At 51.4% G+C, this 1,427-nt stretch carries 2 protein-coding genes; both read right to left on the bottom strand.

Features of this window, described 5'->3' with window-relative positions; all coding sequences use genetic code 11:
- Positions 1 to 890: DUF460 domain-containing protein (locus PLA23_RS13435; RefSeq protein ID WP_324475542.1), on the bottom strand; the 890-nt coding region annotated here is incomplete at its 3' end.
- On the bottom strand, positions 884 to 1,427 hold a 544-nt coding region (locus tag PLA23_RS13430), incomplete at its 5' end, for a serine/threonine-protein kinase RIO2 (RefSeq protein ID WP_324475541.1). The genes PLA23_RS13430 and PLA23_RS13435, both read right to left, overlap by 7 nt.

Genomic DNA, 1,427 nt, shown 5'->3' with positions numbered 1-1,427 from the left:
ATGGGAACGACGTCGGAGGCAACAATCACTGGTTTTCCCAGGGACCAGATCAGCTCGATGACATCGGCCATGGTCATCTGCCGTGAGCTCTGAATTTTTACCAGTTCTCCGTTCAGGTCAAGTGCTGCAATCCCGATGGTTGTTCCAGGGTCAACCCCGACAATAAGATATTTCGGCCGCTTTGTGAGAGGCCGGTACTGGATACGGTCAAGCCGCTTTCCGGAGAGCCTGATCTGAACATCACCACCACGTGAGGATGATACCGGGATCTGATTCCGATCCTCCCTGACATGAAAAGTGACCCGTGAGACCCCGCCAAATGCCTTGTACTCTTTCTTCCAGTATGAAAGCCCCCTGCTCTGGAGATCCTGCTCAACCTCCCTGGCATATCTGAGGACATTTCCATGGATCTTCCGGGCATACCGGTTCTGACTCCATCCTCCTTTCCCAGGCGACCGGTTTCTGGTGATGGTAATCTCGGTCTCCTTCTCAAAAGCAACAACCTCTACTCCTTCTCCATGAAATGCCACCTGTGCCGCGGCACGAGCTTCTGCATATGGATCAAACCGGTCAAATGTTATGTTATATCGTGCAGCGACCTGTATTAGTCCGATCTGCCGGTCACCCCCGGTTACTACCACCAGTTTCGTTTTTGAAGGGAGTTGTTCAAGAAACCGGTACAAATCCTGAGTATGGGGAGCGATCTCCTGAACCGAGTCGACTGCCAGGATATCAGGCTGGTGCCGGTGGACGAGGCGGATCAGGCGGTGAAGTGATACAGCAAGCTCACTATGGATATCCCCGTCCTCAATGATAACGAGGGCATATTTCGGCTGCACCGTTCGTGACCTGACCGAACCGGTGATGAGATCGATACCAAATATCAGCACCCGGTCACCAGACTCCTGACTTCATTCATATCAGAAGAGATCCGGTACCGCCGGTGGAAGAACTTTGTGATGGTCTCGAGGTCATGGTCCAGGATCTCGGCAGCATTTTCGTGGGAGGGTGATACCCACTGGGGCCAATCAATAATCCAGACCTTCTCACCATCAAACATGATATTGTACTCCGAGAGATCTCCGTGAATATACCCTAAGCAGTATGCAGCCCTGATCTGCGAGAGTATCTCGTCAAGAATAACCTGTGGTTCTTCCAACGAGCAGTCCGACAACCGATCCCCCGGAATATATGTCATAGCAATAACATTTCTGTTCATAAACAGCGGGGTTGGTACTCTGACATGATTCTGAAGCGAACATAAAGCAAGATACTCCTGTTCGGCCGAATAATGTGATGCTAAAACCCATGGACAGTGCTGTTTTTCCGGGAGGTAGTTCCTCCCCTTTCGAACCGTCTGAAATGACCGCTGTCCAATCCGGTGCAGTTTCAGGATGACCGGGCCGGTTCCGAGTGCTTCATATACC

It is taken from the genome of Methanospirillum sp. (assembly GCF_035406105.1).
Lineage (GTDB): Archaea > Halobacteriota > Methanomicrobia > Methanomicrobiales > Methanospirillaceae > Methanospirillum.
Note: the sequence above shows the minus strand (reverse complement) of the source record. Positions and strands in the feature narration are given on the sequence as shown.